The sequence below is a fragment of the Mycobacterium angelicum genome, assembly GCF_002086155.1.
GTDB lineage: Bacteria > Actinomycetota > Actinomycetes > Mycobacteriales > Mycobacteriaceae > Mycobacterium > Mycobacterium angelicum.
Window position 1 is genome coordinate 88,264 of the sequence record NZ_MVHE01000009.1, and the last position, 23,868, is coordinate 112,131.

Annotated in this window: 25 protein-coding genes and 2 pseudogenes; 14 read left to right on the forward strand and 13 right to left on the reverse strand. The window is 65.1% G+C overall.

Features of this window, described 5'->3' with window-relative positions:
- Positions 1 to 62: 62 nt before the first annotated feature.
- Positions 63 to 644, reverse strand: a complete 582-nt coding sequence (locus tag BST12_RS08925) for a hypothetical protein (protein ID WP_083112747.1) — start codon at positions 642 to 644, stop codon at positions 63 to 65.
- 249 nt (positions 645 to 893) lie between these two features.
- On the opposite strand from BST12_RS08925, the gene BST12_RS08930 reads away from it, so the two are divergent.
- Positions 894 to 1,223, forward strand: coding sequence for a DUF1330 domain-containing protein (locus tag BST12_RS08930; protein ID WP_083112748.1), 330 nt, complete (start codon positions 894 to 896; stop codon positions 1,221 to 1,223).
- A gap of 77 nt (positions 1,224 to 1,300) precedes the next feature.
- Here BST12_RS08930 and BST12_RS30675 read toward each other — a convergent pair whose 3' ends face one another.
- Positions 1,301 to 1,636, reverse strand: coding sequence for an NHL repeat-containing protein (locus BST12_RS30675; RefSeq protein WP_139801561.1), 336 nt, complete (start codon positions 1,634 to 1,636; stop codon positions 1,301 to 1,303).
- Between BST12_RS30675 and BST12_RS30680 the strand changes: the two genes are divergently transcribed.
- A complete protein-coding gene (locus tag BST12_RS30680; protein WP_139801562.1) occupies positions 1,636 to 2,238 on the forward strand; it encodes a hypothetical protein in 603 nt (200 codons plus the stop codon). The two genes, BST12_RS30675 and BST12_RS30680, sit on opposite strands and share 1 nt — an antisense overlap.
- Here the strand turns inward: BST12_RS30680 and BST12_RS30685 are convergent.
- The 3 genes and pseudogenes from BST12_RS30685 to BST12_RS34825 form a co-directional block, all read right to left on the reverse strand.
- A complete protein-coding gene (locus tag BST12_RS30685; protein WP_211281241.1) occupies positions 2,235 to 2,861 on the reverse strand; it encodes a GH12 family glycosyl hydrolase domain-containing protein in 627 nt (208 codons plus the stop codon). The two genes, BST12_RS30680 and BST12_RS30685, sit on opposite strands and share 4 nt — an antisense overlap.
- Before the next feature lie 198 nt (positions 2,862 to 3,059).
- Positions 3,060 to 3,707, reverse strand: a pseudogene (locus BST12_RS34200) (cellulose binding domain-containing protein); the annotation flags it as partial.
- A pseudogene (locus BST12_RS34825) lies at positions 3,702 to 4,715 on the reverse strand (PE domain-containing protein); the annotation flags it as partial. The pseudogenes BST12_RS34200 and BST12_RS34825, both read right to left, overlap by 6 nt.
- A 417-nt stretch (positions 4,716 to 5,132) precedes the next feature.
- On the opposite strand from BST12_RS34825, the gene BST12_RS08950 reads away from it, so the two are divergent.
- Both BST12_RS08950 and BST12_RS08955 read left to right on the forward strand, forming a co-directional pair.
- Positions 5,133 to 5,759, forward strand: coding sequence for a hypothetical protein (locus BST12_RS08950; RefSeq protein ID WP_083112752.1), 627 nt, complete (start codon positions 5,133 to 5,135; stop codon positions 5,757 to 5,759).
- Positions 5,756 to 8,614 carry a DUF4349 domain-containing protein gene (locus BST12_RS08955; RefSeq protein WP_083112753.1) on the forward strand — a complete coding sequence of 953 codons (2,859 nt, stop codon included), beginning with the start codon at positions 5,756 to 5,758 and terminating at the stop codon, positions 8,612 to 8,614. Before BST12_RS08950 ends, BST12_RS08955 begins: the two co-directional genes overlap by 4 nt.
- Here the strand turns inward: BST12_RS08955 and BST12_RS08960 are convergent.
- Complete coding sequence (locus BST12_RS08960; protein ID WP_083112754.1) at positions 8,594 to 9,358, reverse strand: sensor domain-containing protein; 765 nt, start codon at positions 9,356 to 9,358, stop codon at positions 8,594 to 8,596. The genes BST12_RS08955 and BST12_RS08960 overlap by 21 nt on opposite strands.
- Before the next feature lie 128 nt (positions 9,359 to 9,486).
- Between BST12_RS08960 and BST12_RS33275 the strand changes: the two genes are divergently transcribed.
- From BST12_RS33275 to BST12_RS08975, 3 genes are all read left to right on the forward strand, one after another.
- Entirely contained in the window at positions 9,487 to 9,759 is a 273-nt protein-coding gene (locus tag BST12_RS33275) for a hypothetical protein (RefSeq protein WP_083112755.1), read from the forward strand.
- A gap of 139 nt (positions 9,760 to 9,898) precedes the next feature.
- A complete protein-coding gene (locus tag BST12_RS08970) occupies positions 9,899 to 10,831 on the forward strand; it encodes an SAM-dependent methyltransferase (RefSeq protein WP_083112756.1) in 933 nt (310 codons plus the stop codon).
- Positions 10,828 to 11,463 carry a class I SAM-dependent methyltransferase gene (locus tag BST12_RS08975; RefSeq protein WP_083112757.1) on the forward strand — a complete coding sequence of 212 codons (636 nt, stop codon included), beginning with the start codon at positions 10,828 to 10,830 and terminating at the stop codon, positions 11,461 to 11,463. The genes BST12_RS08970 and BST12_RS08975 overlap by 4 nt, the downstream gene beginning before the upstream one ends.
- A 143-nt stretch (positions 11,464 to 11,606) precedes the next feature.
- Here BST12_RS08975 and BST12_RS08980 read toward each other — a convergent pair whose 3' ends face one another.
- The 3 genes from BST12_RS08980 to BST12_RS08990 are packed head-to-tail and all read right to left on the reverse strand — an operon-like array spanning position 11,607 to position 13,067.
- A complete protein-coding gene (locus BST12_RS08980) occupies positions 11,607 to 12,338 on the reverse strand; it encodes an esterase (RefSeq protein WP_083112758.1) in 732 nt (243 codons plus the stop codon).
- Between the two features lies 1 nt (position 12,339).
- A complete protein-coding gene (locus BST12_RS08985; protein WP_139801563.1) occupies positions 12,340 to 12,726 on the reverse strand; it encodes an NHL repeat-containing protein in 387 nt (128 codons plus the stop codon).
- Between the two features lie 17 nt (positions 12,727 to 12,743).
- Positions 12,744 to 13,067: a hypothetical protein gene (locus tag BST12_RS08990; RefSeq protein ID WP_083112760.1), complete on the reverse strand. Its 324-nt coding sequence runs from the start codon at positions 13,065 to 13,067 to the stop codon at positions 12,744 to 12,746.
- 137 nt (positions 13,068 to 13,204) lie between these two features.
- Between BST12_RS08990 and BST12_RS08995 the strand changes: the two genes are divergently transcribed.
- Both BST12_RS08995 and BST12_RS09000 read left to right on the forward strand, forming a co-directional pair.
- The gene (locus BST12_RS08995; RefSeq protein ID WP_083112761.1) at positions 13,205 to 14,581 is read left to right on the forward strand and encodes a serine/threonine-protein kinase; all 1,377 of its coding nucleotides are present in this window, start codon (positions 13,205 to 13,207) and stop codon (positions 14,579 to 14,581) included.
- Positions 14,578 to 15,714: a BTAD domain-containing putative transcriptional regulator gene (locus BST12_RS09000; RefSeq protein ID WP_083112810.1), complete on the forward strand. Its 1,137-nt coding sequence runs from the start codon at positions 14,578 to 14,580 to the stop codon at positions 15,712 to 15,714. Before BST12_RS08995 ends, BST12_RS09000 begins: the two co-directional genes overlap by 4 nt.
- Positions 15,715 to 15,726: 12 nt before the next feature.
- Here the strand turns inward: BST12_RS09000 and BST12_RS09005 are convergent, their stop codons facing one another.
- Positions 15,727 to 17,601 (reverse strand): serine/threonine-protein kinase, encoded by a 1,875-nt coding sequence (locus tag BST12_RS09005; protein ID WP_083112762.1) that lies wholly within the window; start codon positions 17,599 to 17,601, stop codon positions 15,727 to 15,729.
- A 234-nt stretch (positions 17,602 to 17,835) separates the two neighbouring features.
- Here BST12_RS09005 and BST12_RS09010 point away from each other — a divergent pair, with 234 nt between their 5' ends.
- The 3 genes from BST12_RS09010 (at position 17,836) to BST12_RS33280 (ending at position 20,648) form a co-directional block, all read left to right on the forward strand.
- A complete protein-coding gene (locus BST12_RS09010; protein ID WP_083112763.1) occupies positions 17,836 to 18,267 on the forward strand; it encodes a nitroreductase family deazaflavin-dependent oxidoreductase in 432 nt (143 codons plus the stop codon).
- Positions 18,268 to 18,367: 100 nt separating this feature from the next.
- Positions 18,368 to 20,308, forward strand: coding sequence for a molecular chaperone HtpG (htpG, locus tag BST12_RS09015; RefSeq protein WP_083112764.1), 1,941 nt, complete (start codon positions 18,368 to 18,370; stop codon positions 20,306 to 20,308).
- A 70-nt stretch (positions 20,309 to 20,378) separates the two neighbouring features.
- Positions 20,379 to 20,648 (forward strand): hypothetical protein, encoded by a 270-nt coding sequence (locus BST12_RS33280; RefSeq protein ID WP_083112765.1) that lies wholly within the window; start codon positions 20,379 to 20,381, stop codon positions 20,646 to 20,648.
- Here BST12_RS33280 and BST12_RS09025 read toward each other — a convergent pair.
- Positions 20,614 to 21,582 carry an aldo/keto reductase gene (locus tag BST12_RS09025; protein WP_083112766.1) on the reverse strand — a complete coding sequence of 323 codons (969 nt, stop codon included), beginning with the start codon at positions 21,580 to 21,582 and terminating at the stop codon, positions 20,614 to 20,616. The two genes, BST12_RS33280 and BST12_RS09025, sit on opposite strands and share 35 nt — an antisense overlap.
- A 120-nt stretch (positions 21,583 to 21,702) precedes the next feature.
- On the opposite strand from BST12_RS09025, the gene BST12_RS34830 reads away from it, so the two are divergent.
- The gene (locus tag BST12_RS34830; RefSeq protein ID WP_083112767.1) at positions 21,703 to 22,158 is read left to right on the forward strand and encodes an STAS domain-containing protein; all 456 of its coding nucleotides are present in this window, start codon (positions 21,703 to 21,705) and stop codon (positions 22,156 to 22,158) included.
- Here BST12_RS34830 and BST12_RS09035 read toward each other — a convergent pair whose 3' ends face one another.
- On the reverse strand, positions 22,159 to 22,467 hold the full coding sequence (locus BST12_RS09035) for a hypothetical protein (protein ID WP_083112768.1): 309 nt from the start codon (positions 22,465 to 22,467) through the stop codon (positions 22,159 to 22,161).
- 170 nt (positions 22,468 to 22,637) lie between these two features.
- On the opposite strand from BST12_RS09035, the gene BST12_RS09040 reads away from it, so the two are divergent.
- On the forward strand, positions 22,638 to 23,198 hold the full coding sequence (locus BST12_RS09040; protein WP_083112769.1) for a hemerythrin domain-containing protein: 561 nt from the start codon (positions 22,638 to 22,640) through the stop codon (positions 23,196 to 23,198).
- 21 nt (positions 23,199 to 23,219) lie between these two features.
- Here the strand turns inward: BST12_RS09040 and BST12_RS09045 are convergent, their stop codons facing one another.
- Positions 23,220 to 23,822, reverse strand: coding sequence for a PAS and ANTAR domain-containing protein (locus BST12_RS09045; protein WP_245850163.1), 603 nt, complete (start codon positions 23,820 to 23,822; stop codon positions 23,220 to 23,222).
- Positions 23,823 to 23,868: the final 46 nt, after the last annotated feature.

Below are 23,868 nucleotides of genomic sequence, written 5' to 3' on the forward strand. Positions count from 1 at the left end.
CTGCAACGGAAGGCAACGGAAGGCGAAGTACTACTCAGGGCGCTGGCGTCAGGGCGCTGTCGTCAGGGCGCTGGCGGCGGGCCGGGCAGAACCACCGGGTCAGCCGTCAGGGCCGGCCCCGGATTAATTGGCACACCCTTACCCGCACCGGCCTGCTTCAGTAGCGGCGCGCTGGCCGGTGCCGCCTCAAGCGGCGCACCCGCTATCACCGGCGCGCCCAGCGGCAGCGGAGCGCCGATGGGTACCGGAACGGCCGCTGGTATCGGAGCGGCAGCCGGTAGGGGAGCCGGCACCGGAGCCGCCGCGGGCACCGGAGCACCGAGCGGCACCGGAACGGCCGCTGGCACCGCGGCGGGCGCCGCCGCCGCGACAGGTGGACCCGGCAGGATCGCCGGCACCGGCGCGGCTTCGGCTACCGGCGCCGCGACTGCCGCCATCTGGTCGATGCAGCCCGGGGTTCCGGCAGCCGCGGCGCCGACCGGGGCCGTGCCCGCCGGAGCTGCCGCCCCACTCATCTGAGAAATGCACGTGGGCCCGCCCAAAGGCAGCGGGGCAGCTCCCGCGCCGGGGCTGAGTGCCAAAGCCGCTCCACACAACCCAGCGCCGGCAAGCACCGTGATGCCGCATAGGTCAAACGCTTTCAACGGGCACTTCCTTGTCGTCGTGCTCACGAAGGATTTCCGCCGTCAAACGGGTCCGGCGGGAATTGGAACGATATCGCTATCGCGCAGGCGTTCTCTAGAAGAGGTGCTGAACTAGTTGTGGAACCGATACCGAGCAGGGTCGCGTCGTAACCGAGTCTTTTCCAAAAGATGAACGACCCAAGTGGGAGGACGCCGTCTTGCCGAGAACGAACCGCCTGGCGTCGTTGGTGGGATCGCTTCGAACCCTCAATGACCCTCAAGACGGAGTTCGTGGTCCATTCCTTCGTGAACGCGTCGGCACAACTGCTCAACCCGCAGTACGGGCGGGAAGTCGCTCCCCACCTCGAACGGGTCGGAGCCCACATCGTTTATGGCGGCGTCGCGCCCTACCCCTCACCCGCAGCGTTTTTCGAGATGGTGAGCAGCGTTGACTACGCCGAGGTGCATGAGCACCGAGCCGCGGCATTAACTCGCGGCGACCTGATCCACGTCGACATGGTCGCTCGTCGAATAGTCGCTCGTCCCAGTAGGCTTGCCGCTGCCTGTGCTTGGACTCGGTCGTGGCGTCGCTATGGATGACCGTCAAGGTCGAGTAGAGCCGCCACGAGCTATCGCGATGGACTCGTTGAGAGCTCAAGGGGGACAAGGGTTACAACTCATCTGCTGAGCGTTAATTTCACCACCTGGCCAAAGCTGCCGCTGTCCAGGACGTACAAGTTGCCCGCACCATCCACCGTCACGTCTTGCGGACCGTTGAGGACGTTGACGGGCAACACAATTGGCGGCGACGTCCCGGCTGCCAATTCCAGCAGCCGTATAGTGTCGACGTCTACGACATACAGGTTTCCAGCGGTGTCCATACCCAGGGTGTGCAGGCCGGTCAGTGGCACCTCGGTCTGAGCACCGGATCCGGCGCCCAACTTCACCACCCGGCACTCGGCGTCGTCGTTGACATAGACGTTGCCGGCGGTCGGCAACGGCGGAATCGCCAATGGCCCAGGCGATCCGGCCGAGCTCGGCCTCGGCGGCAACGGCGGTAACGGCGGTAACGGAGGCACCGGGGCGGCGGGCGGCAACGGCGAGGTCGGCAACGCCGGCGGCGCCGGGGTCGCTGGGCACGGTTGGCCACGGCGGCAACGGCGGTGCCGGTGGCGGCGGCGGTAACGGCGGTGCCGGTGGCAGCGGCGGTGCCGGTGGCAACAGCGGGCTCTCCGGCCATGCCGGCATCGGCGGCGCCGCCGGTGTCGGTGGCGGCTTTGGCTCCGGCGCACAAGGCGGACAAGGCGGATCGAACGGACACTTCGGTCTGCCCAATTCTCAGGCCGCAGCACCGGGGGCGCTCGGTGCGTCCGGGGTGCTCGGGATCAACGGGACGCGCGCCGACACCGGCGGCACCGCCGGCGTCAACAGTCTGCCTCCCGCGATCCGGCCCTTTGCGCCGTTCATCGCCAACACCATTGCGAACCCGCCTGTCATCGGAACGGCGTTGCCCGCAACAGGTTACGGGTATCCGATCATAGGCGGACTCGAGGAGCTGGGCAGGGAAATCGGCGCCAAGCTCGACGAGTTCCCGCTGCCCGGGAGTCAGCCCTAGCTGACGCCGTTGACGTTCGCGGAGAACGAATTGACCCCCGCGCCCACGCTGCCGCTCCACGGCTCGAACCCGGCTTGGATGCTGGTCAGATACCACGAATCAGTCACCGGTTCAATGGTTTCCGTATGGTCGATGAAGCCCATCACGTCGAAATCGTTCCAGGTGGTGATCGGTGTGTTCGCGACGTAGGAGACGACGTTGTTCTGGCCGTTGCTGCCCTTCCAGACGGTGAAGTTCTGCCCGTCAATGGTGGCGTTGCCGACCACCGAGCCGACGGGCTGGATGGGTCCGGTGTGGTTGAACCAGATCATCAGCTCTTGCTGGTTGACCCCGGTGGTGATGGGTGTGGGGTTCATCCAGATGTCGTAGGAGGCGTCATAGATGCCGCTGGTGGGGTAGGTGTAACTGATGCTGCTGGTGGCGTTTTGGATCTGGCCCAGCTGAATCGGCAGATTGGTTCCGGGCGAAGCGGTGCCGTAGTGCACGCCGTCGTAGATCGACGGATATCCCAGCGGAGCACCGTTGGTCGGCGCGGAGCCGTTTTCAGTGGTGATGGTAAACCCGGTCGGGGTGACGGTAATCGACTGTCCGCCAGGGTTATTCCAAGCGTTGTTCTGAACCACGTAAGCATTGCCGATCGTCGTCGTTCCGTACTGGGACGTAATCAGCGTCCCGCCGGTACCGGTCCCCGTGCCGGTTCCCGTACCCGTGCCGGTCCCAGTGCCTGTGCCGGTACCTGTGCCGGTGCCGGTGCCAGTGCCAGTGCCGGTGCCTGTGCCGGTGCCTGTGCCGGTACCTGTGCCGGTTCCGGTGCCGCCGCCGGTGGCGGGTTGGCCGTTCAGCAGCAGGTTCGTCGGTGCCGAGTAGGCACCGGTCTGCGCGGCCTGGAAACCGATGGTGATCGAGCTGCCAGGTGCGATGGTGCTGTTATAGCTCTCGGGGGTCAGGGTGTACTGGGTGCCTGTATGGGCAAGGTGCGAACTCCACGCATTGGTGATGGATTCGTTTGCGGGCAAATCGAATTGCATCTGCCAGTTGTTAACTGGTGTCGTGCCAGTGTTGGTGATCGTGTAATCGGCAACGAAGCCGCTATCCCATTGCGACCGTGGCGTGTACGTCGCGGTGAGGCCGGAGCCTGTGCCAGTCCCGGTACCTGTGCCTGTGCCTGTGCCTGTGCCTGTGCCTGTGCCTGTGCCTGTGCCGGTGCCTGTGCCGGTGCCTGTGCCGGTGCCAGTGCCTGTGCCTGTGCCTGTGCCTGTGCCTGTGCCTGTGCCTGTGCCTGTGCCAGTGCCTGTGCCAGTGCCTGTACCCGTCCCCGTGCCGGTACCCGTACCCGTCCCCGTGCCGGTACCCGTACCCGTACCCGTCCCCGTGCCGGTACCCGTCCCCGTCCCCGTGCCGGTACCGGTCCCGCTGCCCGTGCCAGTGCCGCCGGTGTCACCACCGACAGGCTGGCCGTTCACTAGCACATGTGTTGGCGCTGAATAGGTCCCGTTCTGCGAAGCTTGGAACCCAACGGTGACCGAGTTCCCCGGCGCGATCGTGCTGTTGTAACTCTCGGGAGTCACGGTGTACTGCGTGCCAGACTGGTGTACCTGACCGTTCCACAGATTCGTGACGGATTCGTTTGCGGGCAAATCGAATTGGAGCTGCCAGTTGGTCAGCGGAGTGGTTCCCGTGTTGGTGATCTTGTAGTTTGCGACGAACCCGTTGTTCCACTGCGACGACGTCGAATACGTCGCCGTCGCGCTTGTGCTCCCGGCGCCCCCGCTGCCTGCCGTGGCGGCGGTTGTGGCGGCAGACGTTGTCGCACTGAGTGTCGACGCGGACGTTCCCGCAGCAGTCGTCCCCGCAGCGGAGGTCCCCGCAGCAGTCGTCCCCGAAGCAGACGTTCCGGAAGCAGACGTCCCGGAAGCAGTTGTATTGGTGGAGTTGGTATTACCCGCAATGTTCGACGTGTTTGCGGTGCTCGAGCCAGCCGTCGCTGCGCTGGTAGTGCTGGTGCTGGCGGTGGGCTTCACGTCGCTGGCTGACGCAGGAGTTGTTGTGCTTGCCGCAGTGGGGTTGGCAGGATTGTTGCCGCTACCCGCCGTGCTGGTCGCCTTTTCCGTCGTGGTCTGGGTGCCCCCGGAGGCACCAGCGGTGCCGGTGCCACCGGCACCGAAGAACCGCGCCAGAGTTTGTAACGGTGCCGCGTTGACCACCTCCGCGATCTCATACAAGCCCGCACCCGTGGTCAAGGCCTGGACAAACCGGGAGTGAAACGCCGCCGCCTGGGCGCTCAAAGCTTGAAATTCTTGACCGTATTGGCCAAACAACGCCGCGATGGACGCCGACACCTCGTCGGCTGCCGCCACCGCGATTCCCGTTGTCGGGTTCGCCGCGGCCGCGGTGGCCGCCCTCAGTGTCGAACCGATGCCGGAGATATCCGTCGCCCCCGCGACCAGCGCCTCAGGTGCTGCCACCACATACGACATACCGACCCCTTCCTTCACGACCCCATTAATAACGAACCGATAACAAACGCATAACGGGCCAATAATTACCGCTCATCACGCGCGGATCACATACGTATCACGGTGTTATTACTGAACTGCCATAGAATCCTCAAAATCGATGCAAATTGAATTCATACCGGCGATGTGACGAGCCCCTGGTTCATCAGTGGTAGCTTCTCCTAAACCCGTTACCGCTCTTGGGATTCGACGTCTTCACCGGCGCGCTGATGGTGTACGAGTTCAGCCCCGCGGCCTAGTGGAGAAGCAATGGCAGCGTCTCCGAACCGAAGGTGAGCGCGCCGTGACCGTCTTTGGTTGGGCCGAAATCGACGAGACGTCCCGGCGCCCCAAAAACTATGTTGACAGTGTCATAGTTACAGTGTCACTATCGAAACCGTGGCCCAGGCGTGGACGTTGGACGAGCTGGTACGACGTGTAGCCGTCGCGCTGGCCGATCCTGCGTACCCGGGTGCGCCCAACGGGCGAGTGCGAGAACTGCCCAATCGGCGGGTCGTGCGCTGGTACACGACCACCGGTCTCGTCGACCGGCCCACCATGCAGGGGCGCACGGCGCTCTACGGAACGCGTCAACTGCTGCAGATCATCGCTGTCAAACGCCGTCAGGCCGAAGGCCGCTCGCTTGCCGAAATCCAATCCGAACTGGCCGGGGCGACGGACAAGACGCTGCGCCGCGTCGCCGCCGTTTCCGATGAACTCCTGGCCGCCGAGCCGGCCGAGGCACTGCCATCGGTCGACACCTCGCAGCCGGCGCCCAGTAAGGAACGTCGCGGCGGCCGCAGCCGTTTTTGGGCGGACCCGCCCGCCGCGGCGGCGGTCAACGGCCACGGCGCTGACACTGTCACGACACTGGCTGCGGTGAACCTGCCCGGTGGCGCACTGCTTTTGCTGCCCGCTCGCCCCGACGAGGACGACATCGACGCGATCCACGCGGCTGCCCGGCCATTACTCGCACTGATGGCCGAACGCGGCCTGCTATCTCCCGACGAACGGAGCCAACCATGACCGTCCGCATCACGTCGATGACCGACGAGGAGACGAGTCGCGCAGCCGCCACCGAGGACCGGGCGGCGCTGGGTGCGCTGCGAACCGAGCGGGGAAACCTGCCGCTGGATCGTATCCACCTGCGGGCGAACATTATTGGGCTGACCAGCCACGTCGAGCTGACACAGGACTTCGTCAACGGCTTTGACGTACCTCTGGAAGCCGGCTACGTGTTCCCACTGCCAGATTGCAGCGCAGTCACCCGGATGCGAATTACCGCCGGTGCTCGCGTCGTCGAGGCGGCACTGCAGGAGCGAGAGGCCGCACGTCATGCCTACGACGAGGCGAACGAGTCGGGCCGGCACGCATCCATCGCAGAAGAGGAGCGGCCCGACGTATTCACCATGCGGGTCGGCAACATCTTGCCCGGTGAAAAGGTAAGTATTGCAATAACACTCGTTAATCCATTGGCCTATGCGGATGGCCAGGCGACACTCCGTTTCCCGCTTGTGGTTGCCCCGCGCTATATCCCGGGCAGCCCGCTGCCGGGCGCTGCTGTCGGCGACGGCTACGCCGACGACACCGACGCGGCTCCCGACGCGTCGCGCATCACCCCTCCGCTGCTGCTGCCCGGTTTCAAGAACCCGGTTCCGCTGACCATCGACGTGGGTATCGACCCCGCCGGCCTCACCCTCTCGGAGGTGCGCTCCAACCTGCCCATGGTGCACACCGACGACGGCCGTATCCAGGTACAACGCGGCGAGCGCGCCGATCGGGATTTCGTGTTGCGACTGGACTACGGCGCCGACGGCCTCACCGACTCGCTCGTCTTGGTTCCCGACGCCGGCGGCGCCGGGGGAACCTATCAGCTCACCGTTGTCCCGCCGGTCTCAACCACGCCGCCGCGCCCGCGGGACGTGGTGCTGCTGCTGGACAGCTCGAGCAGCATGGACGGCTGGAAGATAGTGGCCGCCCGGCGCGCGGCGGCGCGCATCGTCGACACGCTCAGCGACGACGACCGATTTGCGGTGCTGACATTCGACGACCGGATCGAACGTCCCGCCGGTTTGCCCGACGGGTTGGCCGAGGCCAGTGACCGCAACCGGTACCGCGCTGTCGAGCACCTCGCCCGCGTCGAAGCACACGGCGACACCGAACTGTTCTCGCCGTTGCGGCGGGCACTCGACCTATTGGGTGGGGCAGAGGACCGCGACGCCGCCATCGTGATCGTCACTGACGGGCAGGTTGGCAACGAAGACCAGCTGCTGCGCGGATTGTCCAGCGACCTGAGCCGGATTCGATTGCACGCCATCGGCATTGACCAGGCCGTCAATGCCGGACTCCTGGGCCGCCTCGCCAGCATCGGTGGCGGGCAGTGCGAGCTGGTGGAAAGCGAAGACCGCCTCGACGAGGCGATGGGAGGCATCCAGCGCCGCATCGGCTGCCCGCTCGCCCACTCGCTGTCAGTCCATGCCGAGGGATTGGCGATTGTCGAGGACACCGCAAGTCCGGCCCGGTTGCCCAACCTTGTTGCTGGGGTCCCGCTGGTGCTGACTGGACGGTATCGAGGGGCCGCAACCGGCTCACTCACGCTGCGCGGCAATACCCCTGCGGGGGAAGAATGGTCGACCACCGTCGCCGGTCAACGCCGCGACGCCCCGGCGGTGACCGCGCAGTGGGCCCGTATGCATTTGCGTGATCTCGAGGACCGCTATGCCTTAACAGGCACCGACGAGTCGGCGAAGCGAATCGTCGACACGTCGTTGCGATTCGGTGTGCTGTGCAGGTTCACCGCATATCTGGCCGTCGACAGCCGCGTCGTCAGCAAGGGCGAACTGCAGCACCGCGTGCTGCAGCCCGTCGAACTACCGGCCGGATGGGACCAATACCCAACCAACCACGATGCGGCCCCGAAACACCCGCGCGAAGCCAAAACAGTCAAGCTGCGCAACGTCATTGCTCTAGTGTTGGCCACTGCGTTGCTGGTCGGCTGCGGCTGGATCTGGTCGCTCGGCAAGGTCGGCCCCGCTGCCACGCACGATGGCGTGGTAGCCGGCAAGTTGACCGAGCCGGCCGACGCCGGCCTGCCGCGAACCAGAGGCGGCATTTCCGAAAGTCCGCCGTCGCCACCGGGAATCACCGACGAAATCGCGAAAGCGCCACTGCCGCAAACCCCTCCGGCTACCGTCGCACGCGACGTCATCACGACGGGATCGCTGCAGTTGGTCGTCACCGAGCCGGCACAGGTAGCGGACCGGCTTGTCTCCGCGGCCACCGAGGCCGGCGGGCGGGTGGACTCCCGGTCGGAGCGATCCGGTTCTCCTCTGCAATCCGGGTCGCCGGTGGTTGATCTCGTCTTGCGCATTCCCTCCGACAAGCTCGACGGAGTCCTGGCCGAGACGAAGAAGCTCGGCGTGGTCACGTCGATGTCGATCGGCCACACCGACGTCACGTCGCAGCGCGTCGACCTCGATGCCCGCATCGAGGCACTACAGACTTCGGTCAATCGACTGCTGCAGCTGATGAGCCGGGCGGATAACACCGCAGACCTGCTCGCCGCCGAGTCTTCGCTGACTCAGCGACAGGCCGAGTTGGACTCCCTACGGGCCCAACGCGCTACCCTGGGCGACCAGGTCACCTATGCCACCATCAACGTCAACATCTCCGCACAACCGACGGTGACGCCGCGCACCGGTTTCCTTGGTTCGCTCGAACATGGTTGGCACTCAGTGCTTTCCACCGCCCACGGCGCACTGCTGACGATTGGCTTCCTGATTCCCTGGCTTCCGGTGCTGACCGTTCTCGTGCTGGCCCTCGTCGTGGTATTGCGCCGCAGGGGCCACGTGACGCGGTCGTCACGCGGTCGACTTGAGTAGCTCGTCAATCTTCTTGATTCGCTTGGCCACCAGCGCACCGATATCGATGGAGCGGTCCGGCGAACAGGTGACGAGTTCCGAGGCCACATTGGCCTTCGCGATGACGGCAAACTCGCAAACCCATTGCTGGCCAGCAAGATTCGTCATCCACTGGGCGGCCTCGGGCGGGCTGGGAGCCAGCGGCGCCGGGTTCACGGTCATTTTCCGGCCGTCGTCGCCCCAAGCGGTCACCGGATGCTGGCAACTGGACACGCTGCTGCGAACCGAGGCGAGAAAACCCGCGGCGTCGAAGCTACTCGGATAGGTAGCCGACACCTCCAGTAGCTGATGCTGGTTGGTTTGGTGGTCCTGTTGAGTGCGGGCTTCGCGTCCGGTATAGGTCGGCGGAAAGAGCGGAAACCGGCCGAAAGCCACCACGCCATGGCATCCGGCCGGGTCGGCTCCGATAAACAGCGCGGACTGCATGTCGTCTTCAACCAGCGGTTTATCCGGCAGTACCGAGAACGATGCCGACGGCGTCAGCAGGTCGTCTAGTTGCGACGGGCGGATGGGGCCACCGGAACCCGGGCGACTCGACGCCGCCTTCGGGCTGCCGGCGACAACCGTGCTGCACCCGCCAAGCGCCACGCACAGCGCCGCACCGTAAACCGCACTCCTGAGCGCCCGGCGCGACGACCTTGCCGGAAACTCGCCGGTGCCGGAGTCGCTGCGCGGTCGAATCCGTCCCGCGGGTGTGGCGCTCATCGTCAGATCTTGTCAAACGTCTGCTGCCGCGGTTGCCGGGTGCTTCGACCAATTGCCAGCGAGCAGGTCGCGCCGGGAGGAAAATCGACACCACCAAGGGACATCAATGGGGATGGATGAGGTCTGCAATGAGTGATCTTCTACGGCGTTGTGCAATCGGGGCGTTCGCTGTTGCGCTGGCGGGACTGCCGGTAACCGCGGTAGCCGCGCCGGCGATCGGCCGGGCCGACGACGATTGTGCGCCCGGTTGGGCCTGGAGCGTCGAGCTGAATCAATGCGTGTTCGTGCTGCCTGCGGCAAACGGCCCCGGCGGCCCCGGCGGCCCCGGCGGTCCGGGCGGCCCGGGTGGTCCGGGCGGGCCGGGTGGCCCCGGCGGTCCGGGCGGTCCGGGTCGGCATTAGCCGTCTAGCTGCGGTGATGCGGCGATAAGTACTGTGGGAACTCTGACCGGCCGAGCGGCGTTGAAGAGTTGTTATACTGACTAAGTATCCCCGCTCTGCCTTCCCGCAGGCTTCCCGAACTCGACATCGGAGCACCCGCATGCCACGCACAGACAACGACACCTGGGATTTAGCAACCAGTGTGGGCGCCACCGCGACCATGGTCGCCGCGGCCCGAGCCATCGCCACCAAGGCCGACGCCCCGGTGATCACGGACCAATTCGCCGAACCGCTGGTTCGTGCCGTCGGTGTCTATTTCTTCACCCGCTGGATCAACGGCGACCTCCTTGCCGCTGACGTCGACGACGACGAGTCGAGCTGGAAGCTGGCGCACATGCCCGACGCGATGGCCGCCCGGACTCGCTTTTTCGACTCGTTCTTCCAGAGCGCGACGCAAGCCGGAATCCGTCAGGCCGTGATCCTGGCTTCCGGCTTGGATGCCCGCGCCTACCGGTTGGCGTGGCCGGCCGACATGACGGTGTTCGAGATCGACCAGCCGGAGGTGATCGCGTTCAAGACGGCCACCCTGCAGGGTCTGGGTGCGGCCCCCACGGCAGAGCTGCGCACCGTTGCCATCGATTTGCGTAACGATTGGCCACAAGCCTTGATCGACAATGGTTTTGACCCCGCGCGCCCCACCGCGTGGATCGCCGAGGGCCTCTTCGGTTATCTGCCGCCGGAAGCTCAGGACCGCCTGTTGGACAACGTCACCAAGCTCAGCGCCCAGGGCAGCCGGCTGGCGGTGGAGGCGATCCCGAACCAGCCGCAGCAGGACACCGAGCGCGCACGGGAGATGATGCGCAGGGCCACCGCGCGATGGCGCGAGCACGGCTTCGAGCTGGACTGGCAAGAGCTCGGTTTCGAAGGCGAGCGCAACGATGTTGCCGCCTATCTGGATGGTCTGGGCTGGCGATCATCCGGTGTGCCCATGAGTGAATTGCTCGCCGAGCACGGCCTGGAACCGGTCCCGCAGAGCAACGACTCGGTGACCATGGCCGACACCATCTACTACGCCGCGACGCTAGGCGGATGACCGCGCCGCAACGCCGCGTTCTCAACGACGCGGTAACCGGGTTGTGGAGCATTCTGTCCCCGGCGTATGACCTGCCGTCCTTGCAACGATGGGTGTACCGGCCCCCGCACGACGAAGTGATCGCGCTCCTGCGCGCCCACCAAGCGCGCAAGATTGCCGATATCGCCTGTGGCACTGGTGTTCTCAGTGACCGGATTGAGCGCGAACTGGATCCCCAGGCAGTGTACGGCGTCGACATGTCCGACGGCATGCTCAGCCAGGCCCGCGCCAGATCAGCTCGGGTGCAATGGCTCAAGGGCCCGGCGGAGCAATTGCCGTTTGATGACGGGACGCTCGACGCGGTCGTGACGACGTCGGCATTTCACTTCTTCGACCAGCCCGCGGCGTTGCGGGAGTTCCATCGAGTGCTGGCCCCTGGCGGACTGGCGGCTGTCGCAGCCCTGAGCACCCGGCAACCGCTGCTGCAGCTGCCTTCGGTCAACCGGTGGAAACCGCAGCACAACGCCTCGCCGGCCGAGATGCGCTCCCTGTTCGAAGACGTGGGATTCACGATCAGCGATCAGCACCGCATCAAGCGTCCGATATGGACTCAACTGATCTCCGACCTGATAACCGTCGGCACCAAGCAGTGAGAGCCGACTAGACGGGTAAGCCCCGTCGGCCGCCGCACGCGCATAGCCGATCCGGCCTCCCCTCGCCACGAGCAAACGAACTTTGTTTGCCGGTGCACAGGCCTCAAGTGTCTATGTTGGTCCCCTCCCGCTCAAGCGAAGATTCAGGCGAGCAGCGACGCAAGCTCGGTGCGGGGTACGGCAACCCGGTGCGGGCCGTTGTTGTCGGTCACCACTTGGTTTTGGCCGAAGAAGAAGATGACCGCATTGTCGGTGAGCGCAAAGTTCTGGTACGTCTCCTCAGTGAGATCACCAGGTGCCGCGTGCAATTGGCGCTCGACGATCGGGTTGAGCACCTCAAGCGGGTGGGTCCCCGGCCGGAAAAGCGTCTCGAATGTGATCGGCGAGCGCTTGGCGAGGTCGAAGTTGAACCCCGCGAACGTGGTGTTCGGGTGGCCTTCGTTGGCCAGGCCGGTGTCGTCGTCGATGTGCAGCACCAGGCTTTGGGTTCCCGAGTCCGGCGTTCCGGAACGGTACGTCTTTGCGGTAACGACATATTCATATGGACGGCCACGCTTCTGCCGGGGTCCGATTGTGGTCACCCAGTCGATGAATCCGGCACGGCCGTGGTCCAGGAAACCGGTCACCGGCCGCAGGTCGGGGTAGTCGAGGGGGAAGCCGATGTCGATCTTGTAGGTGGCGGTGACGCTGCGGACGTGGCAGATCTGGTCCGGGCCGACAGTTCCATTGAGGTCGGTGCATGCCGACTGTCCCTGTGCCGCAGGTGTTGTGGTGGTCACCGCAGGCGCCGGGTGGGTGACCGTTGACGTGCCGCAGGCTGCCACGCCGGCGATTGCGACGGTGGCAATGATGACGATCAGCGCTATCCGCTTCATGTCACTGCACCGGCAGCTTGAGAACGCGAAAGTGCATGCCGTCGTCGACGTACACGTTGCCCTTGTTGTCGACCGCCAGGCTGAAGGGCTCTTTGAGGTCGGTGAATGGCAGCAACGTGGGTTTTGCAGCCCCCACTGCCATTTCCCACACCTGGCCGTAGTGCAGATCGAGGGGATACACGTCGCCCGCGCTGTCCACCGTCACCCCGGCGAGGTGATTGATGAAATCGCCGAACGGCAGCACGACCTGACGGCCGTAGCTCACCGGATGCGCGGTGCGCGGCGCGGGGGCAGTCGGGCGCTGTGACGCCGAGGTGGTGGAGGTACCCGAGCATCCCGCAGTCAACAGCGTGGCGGCAACGGCGAAAACGATAAAAAGGTGCTTCATCGCTGCAGTCCTCAAGATCAGGCCGGCGGATAGCACTTGCCGGCCGGCCACTGCCAGAGGTCCCGAACCTCCTGCGGGATCGAGCAGGGCTCTGCGCCGGCCGCCCGATAGGTGGGATTGGTCTCGCTCGGCATGTATGCGTAATAGGTCCGCCCCGGCGCCAAGCCGGTGAACTCGGCGGCGGGCCGTCCGGTGAGAGTGGCCCCGGCCTGCATCAGCTCGGCGCGCACACCATCGGTCACCTGCAGATTCGCCGCCGGGTCGGCGTGCGCGGGGGCGGCCATAGCGATCGCTGCCGCGGCGGCTGCCAGCCAACTCGCGGTGGTCTTTGTCGCTGTCATGTCGGGTCGCTTTCTAGTGGAAGGTTCGTGATGGCCGGGCCCCAGCGACCGGTCACGCAGAGCGTCCGATGCGTGCCTTGCGCGATTCTTGCGTGGTCTTGCGTGCGTTGCTGTGCTGCGGGGGAGATACTGCGGCGGTGGACGCGCGCGTCGGGACGACGTTCGGCAAGTACAACATCACGCGCCTGCTCGGCAAAGGCGGCGGCGGAGCGGTGTACGAGGCCTATGACACCGGGAAACGACGAAGCGTCGCACTGAAGATCCTTGCCGACGAGTTCTCCCGGGACGACACCTTCCGCACCAGATTCCAGCGCGAGTCCCAGGCCGCGGCGATCCTGCAAGAACCCCACGTCATCCCGATCCACGACTGGGGCGAGATCGACGGCAGCCTCTACATCGACATGCGTCTGGTGCAGGGACAGACATTGCTCGAGCTGGTCGACGAAGGTCCGCTGGTACCGGAACGGGCGGTGAACATCATCGGTCAGGTGAGTGCCGCGCTGGATGCGGCACATGCCGAAGGGCTGATCCATCGCGACGTCAAGCCGCAGAACATCATCGTCACCCCTGCCGACTTCGTGTATCTGGTCGACTTCGGCATCGCCGAGGTCAAGGGCGACAGCCGGCTGACGACGGTGGGTACTCAGATCGGCACCTTGAATTACATGGCGCCCGAACGGTTTAACGACTCGGTGGCCACACCGGCGGTGGATGTGTACTCGCTGGCATGCGTCCTGTATGAACTACTGACCGGGGAACCCCCCTTTTCCGGCGCCAACCTCGAGCACTTGGTGGCCGCGCACATCGCCCTGCCGCCACCGCGGCCGAGCGCAACCAACTCCGACGTTCCCGCCGCCCTCGATGCAGTGATCGCCCGCGGCATGGCCAAGGACCCAGGCGAGCGGTACGCGACGGCGGGAGCTCTCGGCCGGGCGGCCAGGCGCGCCCTGGGCGGCGAGACGACGTCGCCGCTTGGTTCGCCCGGACGCGACACCCGACCGCTGACCGCCGTCGCGAAACCCGCCGATGCACCCAAGCGCAAGCGCGGCCGGCTGCTGCCGACGCTGATCGTGATCGCGACGGTTTTGGTGCTTACCGGCATCGGGGTGGCGATGTTCCTGCTCGTCCCCGGGCGCAACGTGCACACCGGGCAGCCGGCAAGCCCGTCCGCGCGGCCGGCACTGATCACCGGGGCCGATCTGAGCAGCCTTCATCAGACCTGCGATCAGGGCTTCTCGTTGCCGACGGCCACCGGATTCGCCACCCATGCCGGACGCGGGACGCCGGAAACCTCATGCCTTTTCGCCGACAGCGTGCTGACGTCGTACTGGGCGGAATACGGCAACGCCAGTCCGTTGCCGCGGGCGGTTTCGGCGCCGGGCGCGGTGGATTGCAGGACGGTGCCCGGGGCGCTGTGCAACGGCTCGAACTTTCTCATGCACTGCCGGCAATTCCCGGGGGACAGCTGGATCACTTGCATCGGCGGCAACAGCGCGCGGGTCTACTTGTGGTGACGCCGGACCGGGGCGGCCGGCACGCGCTGGAATTCGGGGTATTGGGACCGCTACAGCTCAGTGTCGACGGCACCGACGTGCCATTGGGCGCAGCCAAGCAGCGTGCGGTGTTGGCCATGCTGTTGATCAATCGAAATCGCACCGTCTCGATCGACGCGTTGATCGATGCGGCATGGCAGCAGCAGCCGCCACCGGAGGCCCGGGGCAGCCTGCACGCCCACATATCCCGGCTGCGCCGGATGATGGGCAGCGGCGCCGCCGTCCTCGTCAGCGCCCATCCGGGATATCGGCTGAACGTGGCCGACGAGCAGTGCGACATCGGCCGCTTCGCCAGCACACAGAAGGCCGGAATCCAGGCTGCCGCCGCGGGCCGGTTCGACGACGCAAGTAGCCACCTGTCAACCGCGCTGGCCGAGTGGCGCGGTCCGGTACTGGAAGACCTGCGCGACTTCGAATTCGTCGAAGCGTTCGCCGCCGCACTGGCCGAGGACAAGCTGGTTGCGCTCACCGCTCGCGCTGAAGCCGAAATAGCGTGCGGCCGAGCGCATTCCATAGCTGGTGAGCTGGAAGCGCTGGTGGCCGAGCACCCTTACCGGGAGCCGCTGTGGGCGCAGCTGATCACCGCCTACTACCTGACCGAGCGCCAATATGATGCGCTGGAAACCTATGGCCGGCTCAGGGCCACGCTCGCCGACGATCTGGGCATCGACCCGGGACCCACGCTGCAAACCCTGCATCAGCGAATGCTTCGCCAAGAGCCGCTGGACATCAAGCAGGCCGCCCGCGCCACGGCCAAACGAGCCGCGCAAACCCTGCAGCGGCGCCCGAAAGTCACCGCGGAATCGCCCGTCGCACAGCTGCGCGACGCTGCCGGGCGTTGTCATCCGCTGAGCGGCCCGGCCACCCGGATCGGTCGCCTCGCCGACAACGACATCGTCCTCGACGACGACACGGTCAGCCGCTACCACGCGGTGATCGTCGACACCGGAACCAGTTTCGTCGTCACCGACCTCCATTCGGCCAACGGAGTCGACGTAGCCGGCCAACGGATTGCGCCCAGCGCGACGCTGGCCGATGGTGACCTCATCCGCATCTGCGATCACGAATTCACCTTCGAAATCGGTGTGGGCTGAGGTTCGCCAGCGTTAATCGCGTATGCGCGAATAGATTTCGTCGAATTCTACATTCACGGCGCAGGTTCCGGTCTGTTGGTGGGTGCCGTGCCCGCTGAGCTGCGGGATGGGATTTTCCGGCGGTTGCGGCAACGGGTAGTCGCCGGTCGTTTTCACCATCAACGCGGTGCAGCCCGCGATGTTCTCATCGTGCGCGACGTCCAAAACCCAACTGGCGCCGTCGAATACCAACGGCGTGTCGTTTGACGGCGAGTGAAAGTAGCTCATGCACCGATCGGCGCTGCGCAGGCAATCGGTGATGACCGCATAGTCCATCTCTTGTTTCGCGATCGCGTTGGAGAACGTTCGGGTGACGTGGTAGCTGCCGTGCAGCGCCTCGGCCGGAGATACCACCCGCCGCGGTTGCTTGTCCGGGTCGGGCAGGCTGTTGATGTCGACATCGCCGGTCCGGGTGAAGGTCACGCTGCGCTTCTGATTGCAGGCGTTGCGGGCCGCGGCGCGGTATTCGCCGGTCAAAGTGCCCTCGGGGCCCGGCTGCAGGGAGAACACCTGCCAGAATTCGGAGGCCATGCCGCGGCATCTGTCGGTGCCGAGGGCCACCGCCACCCAGCGGCCATCCACCTTGTCGAACACCATCGTCGAAGCGAGGCGCAGCTCGCCGCTCACCCGTGACGCGGTGGCCACGCATCCGGCGGGTGTGCACGACGAGCGGATGGCGTAGATGGCCGTCGTCGGTGTCGCACCAGGCGTGGGGGCATTGTCGAGATTGGTTCCGGTGCCGAAGTTGGCGCGGAACATGCCGGTGAACGGACCGGCGTCGCGCTCCGGGCTGCCTGCCGTGCCCGTCGGCCGTGCCGCGGCGGGACCGGATTGCCGCTGTCCGGTGAGCTTTACCGCCGCGACGACCCCGACGGCCACGACCAGCAACACGATGGCCGCCAGCGCGCCGATCAGCACCCGGCGCCGGCGCCCCGGTGGCTCGCCGAGCTGAGGCAGTGCCGCCGGCATCGTCGCGTTCAGCGCGGTGGCATCGCGCGGGTAGCTGACGACGGTGAGGCGCTCGGCCAGTTGCTGGGCAAACTCCTGGCAGCTGCCGAACCGATCGGCCGGGCGCTTGGCCATCGCGGTGGCGAACACCGGATCCAGCCCGGCCAATTCAGGCCGGTGTGCGGCGAGCGAGGGTGGCGGGGCGGTGATGTGTTGACTGATCACCAGCCCCAGATTCGATTTCCCGTACGGCGCGACGCCGGTTAATAGATGAAAAGCTGTGCACGCCAACGCATATTGGTCGGCGCGGCCGTCCATCGGGTCGCCCGTCAACTGCTCGGGTGCGGCGTAGGCTGCCGTGCCGACGGTGAAGTTGGTCGCGGTCAGTCCCGACGCGTCGTCGATGCGGCGCGCAAGGCCGAAGTCGGCCAGAAAGACCCGGGCCGGCTGCCCGTCGGGCTGGGTCAACAAGATGTTGGCCGGTTTGATGTCGCGGTGCAACAGCCCGCGATGGTGGGCATAGTCCAGGGCCGAGGCGACTGCGGTGATGATGGTGACCACTTGATCGACGGGCATGCCGCCGGGGAAATGCTCGCGCAGCAGCTGGTCAGCGTCCGTGCCGGCCACATAGTCCATCGAGATCCAGAACTGGCCATCGTGTTCGCCGCGGTCGTGAATGCCCACGACGTGCGGGTGAGACAGGCTGGCCGCCAGGTCGGCCTCCCGCAGAAACCGCGCCCGGAACTCCGGATCGCCGGTGACGTCGGCCGGCAGCACCTTCAGTGCGTCCTGGCGCGGCAACCGCGGATGAGACGCCAGGTACACCGTGCCCATTCCGCCCGCACCCAGTACCCGCAGGATCGTGTATCCGGCGAACACCTGCCCAACCTCGAGCACCATTGGCAAATCGTAAGCTGCCGCGCCGGGGGATAGACGTGTCTTAGCTGAATACCTTGGGTGGTTGCCGCTAATCGCCGGTGCGCGTGAATGTTTCGTCGAAGTCACTGTCGAGGGCGCACGGCTCGCTCTGTACTTGGTGTCCCCGCCCGCTCGGCAGGGTGATCGGATTCTGGGGCGGCAACGTCCCTCGTTTACTTCAGCTCGTCGACCCGGATTTCATGCCAAGATGGGCCGATGGGTGACGAGGCGATGCGCGAAGAGCGCGAATTCAACGAGCGCAACATCGAGGAGTTCCGCAGCAACGACGGCAAGGTGGGCGGGCAGTTCGAGGGCTTTCCGCTGCTGCTGTTGACGTCGACCGGCGCCAAGAGCGGCGCCAAGCGGGTCAACCCGGTCGCCTACTTCGACGTCGACGGCAAGATCTACATCGTCGGCTCGGCGGCCGGGCGGGAGAACAACCCCGCGTGGGTGCACAACATCCGCGCCCATCCCGGCGTGACCGTCGAGATCGGCAGCCAAGATCCAAGGCCGGCCACGGCTCGCGAATTGCCGCGCGACGAAAGAGATTCGGTTTACCGGATCGTCGTCGAGCGTGCCCCGGGGTTCGGCGAATACCAGGAGCGCACCGACCGGGTCATCCCCGTCTTCGAGTTGATGGCGACCTGACACCCGCCGTGGGCCTCGCGGGCACTGAATCTCAGGTAGGTCCGCCGAAATACGATCCCTGCCGCAAGGGCCGAATCGCGCCTCGCTAAATTCTTGCGTTATGAACACGCATGTCGAGCAGTTGGAGTTCCAGGCCGAGGCCCGTCAGCTGTTGGATTTGATGGTCCATTCGGTCTACTCGAATAAGGATTCTTTTCTGCGGGAGTTGATCTCCAACGCATCCGATGCCCTGGACAAGCTGCGGCTGGAAGCGTTGCGCAACAAAGAGCTCAATGTCGACACCTCCGATCTGCACGTCCAGATCGACGTCGACAAAGAAGCAAGAACTCTCACCATTCGCGACAACGGCATCGGCATGACGCGCGACGAGGTCGTCGACCTGATCGGCACCTTGGCCAAGTCGGGTACCGCCGAGCTGCGCCAGCAGCTGCGCGAAGCCAAGGGAGACGGCGCCTCCGAGGAATTGATCGGTCAGTTCGGTATCGGCTTCTACTCGGCCTTCATGGTGGCCGACAAGGTCGAACTGCTCACCCACAAGGCCGGCGAGAGCGAGGCCACCCGGTGGGAATCCAGCGGCGAGGGCACCTACACCATCGAGTCAGTCGAAGACGCCCCGCAGGGTACGTCGGTAACCCTGCACCTCAAGCCCGAAGACGTCGAGGACGAGCTGCACGACTACACCTCAGAGTGGAAGATCAAAAACCTGGTCAAGCAGTACTCCGACTTCATCGCCTGGCCCATCCGGATGGATGTGGAGCGGCGCACCCCACCGCCCGCCCCCGAGGAAGGCGAGGAGCCGGGCGAAGAAACGGTCACCATCGAGACCGAGACCCTCAACTCGATGAAGGCGCTGTGGGCCAGGCCCAAGGACGAGGTCTCCGAAGAGGAGTACAAGGAGTTCTACAAGCACATCGCGCACGCCTGGGACGACCCGCTCGAGGTCATCGCAATGAAGGCCGAGGGCACCTTCGAATACCAGGCATTGCTGTTCATCCCGTCGCACGCCCCGTTCGACCTGTTCAACCGCGACGCCAAGATCGGCGTCCAGCTGTATGTCAAACGCGTATTCATCATGGGCGACTGCGACCAGCTGATGCCCGAATACCTGCGCTTCATCAAGGGCGTCGTCGACGCCCAGGACCTTTCGCTCAACGTTTCCCGCGAAATCCTGCAGCAGGACCGGCAGATCAACGCGATCCGCCGTCGCCTCACCAAGAAGGTGCTGTCGGTGATCAAGGAGATACAGACCGAGCGCCCCGAGGATTACCGCACCTTCTGGACCCAGTTCGGCAAGGTCGTCAAGGAGGGCCTGCTGTCGGACATCGACAACCAGGAGGCATTGCTTCGGGTCTCGTCGTTCGCCTCCACCCACAGCGAAGAAGAACCCACCACCTTGGCCGAGTACGTCGAGCGGATGAAGGAGGGCCAGACGCAGATCTTCTACGCCACCGGCGAGAGCCGCCAGCAACTGGTGAAGTCGCCGCATCTGGAGGCGTTCAAGGCCAAGGGCTACGAGGTGCTGTTGCTGACCGACCCGGTCGACGAGGTGTGGGTTGGAACGGTGACCGAATTCGACGGCAAGCCGCTGCAGTCGGTGGCCAAGGGCGAGGTGGATCTGGACTCCGAGGAAGACCAGTCCGAGGCCGAGCGCGAGGAGCGGCAGAAAGAATTCGCCGACCTGCTGGCCTGGCTGAAGGAGACGCTGAGTGAGCACGTCAAGGAAGTCCGGTTGTCCACCCGGCTGACCGATTCACCGGCGTGCTTGATCACCGACGCGTTTGGGATGACGCCGGCGCTCGCTCGCATTTACCGGGCTTCCGGCCAGGAGGTGCCGATCGGCAAGCGAATCCTCGAGCTCAACCCGAACCACCGGCTCGTCACCGGATTGCGCCAAGCGCACCACGAGCGCAGCGAAGATCCTGCGGTCGCGGAAACAGCCGAATTGCTTTACGGCACAGCGCTTCTCGCCGAAGGCGGGGTGCTCGAGGACCCGGCGCGGTTCGCCGAGCTGCTCGCCGACCGATTGGCACGCACGGTTTAATGCCTGTCCATTGACCGCCACCTGCGCCTAAACGCGGTTGAAAGCCCACCGGGGTGGCTAATCACACGAAATGCCTGAGTTTCGAGTTATTGCTCCGCAGGGCAAAATTGTCGCGACGAAAAGTTTCGACAATGCGGAGGCCGCGTACTCCTGGTTTATCCGGTCGGTCGGTGACAATTCCGAGTTGGGTTGGCGCATGGAGGTCAACGACGAGGGGGAGTGGGCTTTCTTCGACGACACCGGAGGCTTCACCGCCCCGGGGAGTAGCCATCGGTATGTGGTGAAGCGTCCGGCGCAACGTCGCGTCAGCGGCGCAGCTTCTCGCGGACCATGTCAGTGAGGAAGCGCCCCGTCGATACCGGCCGGAATGCGCGCGCCGCGGTCGTGAGCGCGTCGCGGGATTCGGCACTGAGTTCGATGTCGGCGGCGGCGACGTTGAACTCGAGCTGCTCGACACTGGACGCTCCGGGAATGGCGACCACGCCGGGCAGGCCGATCAGCCAGGCCAACGCGACCTGCGCCGGTTTCGCGTCGACCTCGGCGGCAACCGAGCGCAACGTCTGCAACAGCGGTTCGATGCGGCGCAGGTTCTCGGTACCGAACAACGAGTTGAGCGCGCGAACGCCACCGGGCCGGTTGTCGACGCCGTATTTACCGCCCAGCAAGCCCTGCGCCAGCGGGCTGTAGGCGATGATGATGCGGTTCTCGCTTTCGGCGAACGGAACCAGCCGATCGAGCGCCTGTGGGTGGGCCAGTGAGAAATGCACCTGGTTGCTCACCACCGGAAGGCCCAGCGCGACATCGGCGCGCTGCCATCGGGACAGCGAGTAGTTCGAGACGCCGGCCGCGCCGATATCGCCGCTGTCGAGCAGGTCGCGCATTCCCGGCATGATTACCGAATCGGGGACCACCGGGTTGGACTGGTGGATCTGGTAGAGCGGGATGCGGTCGAGTTGCAGCCGCCGGGCGCTGGCGCGTTCGCGCTGTTTGATCACCGCCGGAAACGGCGCTACCGGGAAGACCTTGCTGGCCACGGCCACCTCGGAGCGTTGGTCGCCGAGCGCCTCGCCCAGAATCCGTTCGCTTTTGCCCAATCCGTACACCTCAGCGGTGTCGAACAGGGTGACCCCCAGGCCGAGAGCGCGCTGCACGATGTCACGCGCGGCGCCGGAAGCGTAGCGGTCCCCGTAGCCCCACTCCCGAGAACCGAACTGCCAGGTGCCCAGCCCGATGCGGCTGACTTTTCCAACTCCGTCGACCTCGACAAATTTCATGTTCACCACCGTACTGATATGCCCGATTGCGGTATCCGGCGAGCGTGGGCAGGACTACACTTTCTGCAGGTTGAGTCCACAGCTGGCATTGGCACCACCACTTTTGATGGGCGCAATCACATGACCTTTTTTCACGAGAAACCCCCAGCCGGCCACGCTGAACATGCCCGGCCGCGGCATGCGATCGACTGTGCCGGGGCTCGCGTCCGAGTTCACGCGCGCAGCCTGGCTACCCTGTTGCGCATCACGGGCGAGGTCGACGCGTCGAACGCCGGCCAAGTGTCCCAAGCGATTCGGCGCTTTTCCCAGCTGGACACACCGCTGATCGTTGACCTGAGTTGCGTCGATTTCCTTGGTATTGCGGGCTTTCGGGTCTTGTCCGGCCTCAACTGTGTAGTGGTCGACGGTCCCGCGTTGAGCCGGCTGACGCGCGTCATCACCGATCATGGTTTGGCCATCGTCAATTCGGTTCCCGAAGCGCTGCAACTCGTCGACCAGGACATTCGCACGCGCCGTCAGATGCTGTCTGGACCCGATCGTCCGCACGTAGCGCGGCACCGGACACGGTCCGCGTGATCAGCTGCTAGGCGGCGGGGCCTCATCGGAATGGGCTTCATGCCAACGTAATTCCGCTTTGCGGACCCGACGATGCGTATGTCTGAGCCAAAACAGGCCGGCGCCGACGGCCGCCACCGCGACAATCACGGCGACCACGCCGACGACAACCTCTCTCGTGGCCAACGCGAACAAACCCACGATGAGCGCGATGACACCGACCACCACACTTGCCACGCCGCCCGCGTTGGCGCCGTCGATCAGGGATTCACCGGCATGCTGACGGGTGGTGCGGTGGTGATCGACTGGGTCGCTTTTGAGGTGATCCACGTCGCTCCTTGTGATAGATGTTCGAGCCGTACTCCTACCCTGTTGGCCGAACCGCTAAACGCCGCACGCCGCGTTTGGCACTCGCGTCGGTCGGGTAGCCGCCCATCAGCGCGCAATGAACCAGCCCGGCGCGCTTGAAGAACAATCAAAGGTCAAAAGGGAGGACAACTATGGCTTCCAACGCCATCCAGTCGCCCAACGATGTGGTCGACTTCCTGGTTAGCCAGCACGAGCAGATCAAAGCGCTGTTCGAAGAGACGCTGTCGGCATCCGGCAAGCAACGCGAAGATGCCTTCGTGGAACTTCGACGTCTGCTCGCCGTCCACGAAACCGTGGAAGAGGAGATCGTGCACCCTCGCGTCAAGCGAAAGATCGCTGACGGCAAAGCAGTTGTCGAAAAGCGGCTCGAAGAAGAGCATGAAGCCAAAACGGTTCTCAAGGATCTGGAACGCCTCGATGTGGACAGCGCGGAATTCACCTCGCAACTGGAGGAGCTTCGCGATGCGGTCCTCGATCACGCCGAGCACGAAGAAAAGGACGAATTCACCAAGCTGGTAGAGCAATTGAGCAGCGATGAACTCGAAAAGATGGGTCGAGCCGCCAAACTCGCCGAAGTGATCGCCCCCACCCGGCCACACGCCGGAGTCGAATCTCAGATGGCGAATCTGGTTGCGGGCCCGTTCGCGGCGATGATGGATCGCGCGCGAGACGCCATCATGGGCAAAGGCTGAGCAGCTACCTGGCTCATCTGCCTACTGGGCGCGGCTGACCATGTCGAGTAGGCGGTCGCGGTCGGCGATATCGGAGGCCAGGCATTCGGCGATGGTGCGCAGCTTGATGTTGAGGTCTTGTGACAGCTTGGTCAGCAGTTGGAAGGCGTCGCTGGCGTCGACCTGAAAGCGCAGCATCACCATCCCGAGGGCCTGGTCGATCACCGCGCGCCGTGCCGCGACCGCGGTCATCGCCTCGGAAAGGCGTTGCTGGACATCGGTATTGAGCTGTTTGGTGATGTCGACATAAAAGCCGGAGGTGCCGGCGGGGACGCCGTCCTCGTCGTAGAACAGGTCACCCACCACGATCACAATGTGCTCGTCGCCGCCGGTGTCGATGATCCGGTGCCGGCCGCTGAACGGCACCCCAAAGCGGCGGACCTGCTGGATCAATTCGGCTACCGTCGGCCGGTCGTCGGGATGTTTGTGTGACAAAACCAATGCGGTGGTCGGCGTGACGGTGCCCGGTTCGTAGCCGTGCATATGGGCGACCTCGTCAGACCATTCCCAATGGTCATCGCGGGCCACGTAGCGAAAGCCGCCTACCAGGGACCACTGCTGTCGACGTTGCGATTTGTCGCGCACGTTCTCAACGTATCCGGAGCTCGCCGCATGGGCTTCCGCCACGCCC